A 4,656-nucleotide genomic window follows, 5' to 3' on the forward strand; every position below is an offset into this window, starting at 1 on the left:
AAAAGGACTTGAAGAAGGGCTGGAAAAAGGTCAAGTAACAGCTCTTGCGAAAACTGCACTAAAACTACTTAGCAGAAAGTTCGGCCCTTTGCCGGAAGAACTTAAATCCAAGATATCAAAATTAGATTCAGTTACCCTAGAGATAATAATCGATGGCATCTTTGACTATGAAAGCTTAGATGATGTGAAAAAGTATATTAACTAACTATAAGGATCTGGCACCCGACTTTTTCAAAAACAGACAGGTGCGGCAATTACGGTAATTAGCGGTTTTGTTGAACAGCACAGAGGGACTGACCCCTTGTGCTGTTCATTTCTCGAGCTTCGTTATGAGTTTTAAATAAGCTATTGCTTAAGTAAAGGCGTGGAAGTATCTTTGCCATCTAGGAGCTTTTTTAACTTCAATTGCTCACTTTCTGTTAGAGTACGAAATTTCATCAATATCTCTCTTTCTTCATTAGAAAGAGGCAGTAGCTCCAAGTCTTGCCTCTGAAGTACAATCTTTTCAGGATACACCTCTTTGTGATAGCTTGTATCTTCGCCAGTCATAAGCCAGTCAACAGATATTTGAAAAAATCTACTCAAAGCCAATAAAGCATCAAATCTAGGCTTTGCCCTTCCTCTTTCCCAATCTCCGACATTTCCTGGAGAAACTCCTATTTCCTTAGCCAATTCAGCTTGTGTAATTCTTGATTCTTCTCGCAAGTGTTTTATCCTCTCACCTATTTCCAAGATTTAAACCCCCACCGGAAAATAAGTTTTTATCCACAAAAAAATACAAAGGGACAGTTATTCTACCTGAGTTTTCTTGAAGCCATTTTATTTATTACCATTATTGTGAGGATTTGAATTTTCTTTTCTATGAAGAGTTAAGTCGTATTTTAGTTTTAGTATCAGCATTATTTCCTCTTTATCTCGCAAATCCAACATCCGGAAAATCCTTATAAGTTTACTTTCCTCGTCTGATAATCCTGTCATATCAAGATATTCCGTCTCGCCTTTAAGCAGCCAATCAGCAGAAACATCTAGAAGTTGGCATATATTTAACAGCATATCAGCTTTAGGAAATGACCTTTCTTGCACATAATTAGTAATTGTGTCCTGGTTTACTCCGAGTATCTCAGATAATTCTTTTTGAGTGTATCCCTTCCGCTGAATAGCCTCCTTTAAACGTTCGCCAAAACCAGGTAATAAATCTATTTCACACACCTCCAAAAATGAAATCAGAAATATTTAGTATTAAGGCTTGACAAAATCCGAAAATATTCGTATACTATAAAATAACAAGACATTCTTAAAACATTTTTAATAATCATAGCCATGTTATTGACAATATAAATATGAGCAGTCCTAAAAGTTCGCAAAAGGCGGTGATAATAAAAGTCAACTTTAAAAATCAATACATAATTTAACCGGGGGTTAGCATTATCGGTGCAAACCCCGGCAAACTCTACTTTAACTATATGATACTCTAGTAAACCATCTAAATCAATAAACTTTTATTACAGAAGATGTAAGGCGTCTTTTACGTTGTAATTGTAATTAATTAGCAGAAAGTGAAATTTATAGCAATATACAAAGGAGTGATTTTTTGAAAAAACGAGTAGCCGTAATTGGAAGCAGTGGTGGAAACCTTTACAATCTTGGCGGAAAAGACCCTTTTGGATTAATTAAGGAAATACAAATGCAGCTTGATGCTGCCGATATGGAGCTTGCTTATGTTCAATTTATTGCAGCAAGCACTTCTATGGATCAAGCAAAACCTTCTACACCTGCAAAACTTATAGTTTTAGAAAACGGTCAATTAAATGTAGTTTATGAAGGAAAGCTGGAGGATGTAAATAAGCGGGCAAGAGATTTCGATAAAGTTTTGGCAGAACAAATAGAAAACGGAGAGATAGATGCGCTTATTCTTGTGAGTGCCGATCCTAAAGGAATAAATTCCGAAGCAATAAAAGCCGGAGCAAAGAAAGGCATACCTGCTGTGGGAACAGGAGGCACATCATGCGGAATTGCCCGGTCTATGGGTTTAAATGTTGTAGCGGCCTCAGGGACAACAGGTTCTACAAACCGCACTCGAGCGGTGTCTTATACAGCAGGCCTTGCAAATTATTGGAAAACAAAATATAAACCGGTGATTGGTTCACTGAAAAAAGAAGATGTATCCGAAGAAAATCCGTTTAAAAGAATAAACTTTCGAGGCATAATGGTAACTTCTTTACCGGCATTTATTGCAATGGCGATAACAATAGCTTTGAGTAGGGTGCCGGGTCTTAGTATGTTTAATGAAGTTTTTGAAACGATGATAAATGCGCTTCCTGTCGTAGTTTCTGTTGTTGCTGCAAAACAAGTATCGGGCTTTGATGAAGTGGGTATTGTGGCAGGTGTAGTGGCAGGAGCCTTGTCTACAAAAGGCGGGGTTCTAGGCGGATTACTTGGTGGAATAGCAGCGGGAGTAGCGGTTCCATATATTGTATCATTTAGCGTAAAAAGGAATTTCCCGGCAACTACTGTCAATATTCTATCCGGCGGCTTATCTGGATTATTATCCGGCCTTGTAATGTATTTTGGATTTTCACCAATAGCCTTTGCGGCAGGTAATGGTGTAAGATTACTGATTCAAGCAGCTTTAAACTATAACCCGATAATAGCTGGAGCGGTTGCAGGACTTTTAATATGGCCGGCTATAATCGGCGGTGTTTATCATGCCGCTATCTTACCCATAATTCTTTTAGAAATGGAAAAGTATGGGAACAGCTTTTTGGGAGCCATTGATGCAATTGGTTTAGTAGTTACTGCAGCAGGCATTACACTTGCGAATATAGTGTATCCGCGGACAAAAGCTGATAGAGTAGCAGCGGCGCCGGGCTTTTTTGTGTTAATGGCTTTTGGAACTTTTGTTGAAGCGGCTTATCCGTTTATGTTTGCTGACAAACTAGTATTTGCTACAGCGTTAATTAGTGCTACTTTAGGCGGGGCAGTTGCAGGTTTTTTCAATGCTAGAGGTATGGGATATGTTCCTATATTAGTTGCACCATTCATGTCAAATAATCCGACAGGATTTATTTTATCAATGCTCACAGCATTCGTAATTGCGTTTGTTTTGACAGCAATGGCAAATCGTTTACACAAAAATAAAAGTACGGAAAATAAAGCGGAGGTGCAGTAAATATGATTAAAGGCGATATGAAATTAAAAAGAGAAAGGGCTATTCAAAAAGTCTGGGATGCTATAAAAATACATAAAGGGACAACTCTTCTTAGCACTGGCATAACAGGAGATGATGCTAGAATGGCAAAAGCAGCAGTTGAGGCAGGAGCTAAATTGCTTGAACCAAATCATCCGGCAGTTGTTTTAGCAAGAGGTTTATATGGGGCTGGCGATATGCATGAAGCTGAGGCGGTAAGACATAAACTTCCCCTGGAAGAAATGTTAAAAGTCATATCCGGTGTTAGGAATGCGGTGGGGGAAGAAATTTTTATTACTGTTGGGGTTCCGGGAGGATTTGCAGAAACTCAGCCGACAATTTTAGCAGATGAGGACTTTTACAAAATTGCTAGAGCAGGTGCAGATTGTTTACATACACATAAAACTAATCTAGAAGACCTTGAGGAGTGGGTTGAAAAAGCTCATAAATACGGATTGTTAGTTGATGCATATATTGCTCATCCTGATGATAAGCATTTACTGGGGATACCTGCCAGGACGCCAGAAGAAGTTGCAGATGCTGCACAAAAAATGGAGGAGCTGGGAGTAGACATGATAGGACTTATGACAGGAATGACATATGAAGGTGTTACTGCAGGCGGCATGCATCCGATAGTAAAAGAAAGAGTCGAGGCTCTTGTAGAAACAGTAGAAAAAGCTCCTACGCTGGCAGAAGGAGGAATAAACCTTAAAAACTTTAGAGCTTTTAAAGATACCGGAGTAAATATTATAGTTGTAGGCACATCGTTTGATCAACTAGCTGCAAAAGCAGTGTCAGACGCCGTAAAACAATATATTAACATAGAGTGAAAAAGGAGATATTGGAGAAACTTAATACTGTCATCCTGAGTACCTCACAATCGTCCTAAGCACTAGCGAAAGATCTTTCGCTAGCAGTACCGCCTGCCGGCCATGCCTAACTTTGCTTTTAAGATTCTTTGCTTCACCACGTTTCACTCAGGATGACATAGATTAATTTATTTACAATGACAGAAATGGTAAAAACCCGGCATCAAAAGGTGCCGGGTTTTGTCTCTGCAAAGGCAAGATTTTCGGTGCCAACAATGCCAATAACACAATGGGTCAGTCTCCTTGTGCTGCGTGTTACTTAAGATCTTACCCCCTACTATCTTCTTAAATTATAAGGTATAATAGGGTAAAGAGGTGATGAAATGGGAATACAAAACCCCCATGACAAATTCTTTAAAGAAATATTCGGCAATGTAGAAGTAGCAGAGGACTTTTTTACTAACTACTTGCCTCAAAGCATATTAGATATTATAGACCTTAAAACTATTGAACTTCAAAAAGACAGCTTTATAAACAAGGACTTAGAAGAAAGCTTTTCAGATCTTTTATTTAAAGTAAACATAAATAATACACAAGGCTATATCTACTTTCTCTTTGAACATAAAAGCTATCCATCAAAGGACATAGCATTTCAACTCT

6 protein-coding genes are annotated in these 4,656 nt (G+C 38.4%); 4 read left to right on the forward strand and 2 right to left on the reverse strand.

The window, feature by feature from the left end; translation table 11 throughout:
* Positions 1–205, forward strand: a 205-nt coding sequence (locus tag TSYNT_RS00750) for a DUF4351 domain-containing protein (RefSeq protein ID WP_114272573.1), incomplete at its 5' end; no start/stop codon positions are given.
* A 140-nt stretch (positions 206–345) separates the two neighbouring features.
* Here TSYNT_RS00750 and TSYNT_RS00755 read toward each other — a convergent pair.
* Positions 346–732, reverse strand: a complete 387-nt coding sequence (locus TSYNT_RS00755; protein ID WP_059031284.1) for a helix-turn-helix domain-containing protein — start codon at positions 730–732, stop codon at positions 346–348.
* Between the two features lie 87 nt (positions 733–819).
* A complete protein-coding gene (locus TSYNT_RS00760; RefSeq protein WP_238142610.1) occupies positions 820–1,209 on the reverse strand; it encodes a helix-turn-helix domain-containing protein in 390 nt (129 codons plus the stop codon).
* Positions 1,210–1,591: 382 nt separating this feature from the next.
* Between TSYNT_RS00760 and TSYNT_RS00765 the strand changes: the two genes are divergently transcribed.
* The 3 genes from TSYNT_RS00765 to TSYNT_RS00775 form a co-directional block, all read left to right on the forward strand.
* Complete coding sequence (locus TSYNT_RS00765; protein WP_059031286.1) at positions 1,592–3,169, forward strand: hypothetical protein; 1,578 nt, start codon at positions 1,592–1,594, stop codon at positions 3,167–3,169.
* Positions 3,170–3,171: 2 nt separating this feature from the next.
* Positions 3,172–4,017, forward strand: a complete 846-nt coding sequence (locus tag TSYNT_RS00770) for a thiamine phosphate synthase (protein ID WP_059031287.1) — start codon at positions 3,172–3,174, stop codon at positions 4,015–4,017.
* A gap of 362 nt (positions 4,018–4,379) precedes the next feature.
* A partial coding sequence (locus tag TSYNT_RS00775; RefSeq protein ID WP_114272574.1) for an Rpn family recombination-promoting nuclease/putative transposase occupies positions 4,380–4,656 on the forward strand: 277 nt, incomplete at its 3' end.

Source organism: Tepidanaerobacter syntrophicus, assembly GCF_001485475.2.
GTDB classification, from domain to species: Bacteria; Bacillota; Thermosediminibacteria; order Thermosediminibacterales; family Tepidanaerobacteraceae; genus Tepidanaerobacter; species Tepidanaerobacter syntrophicus.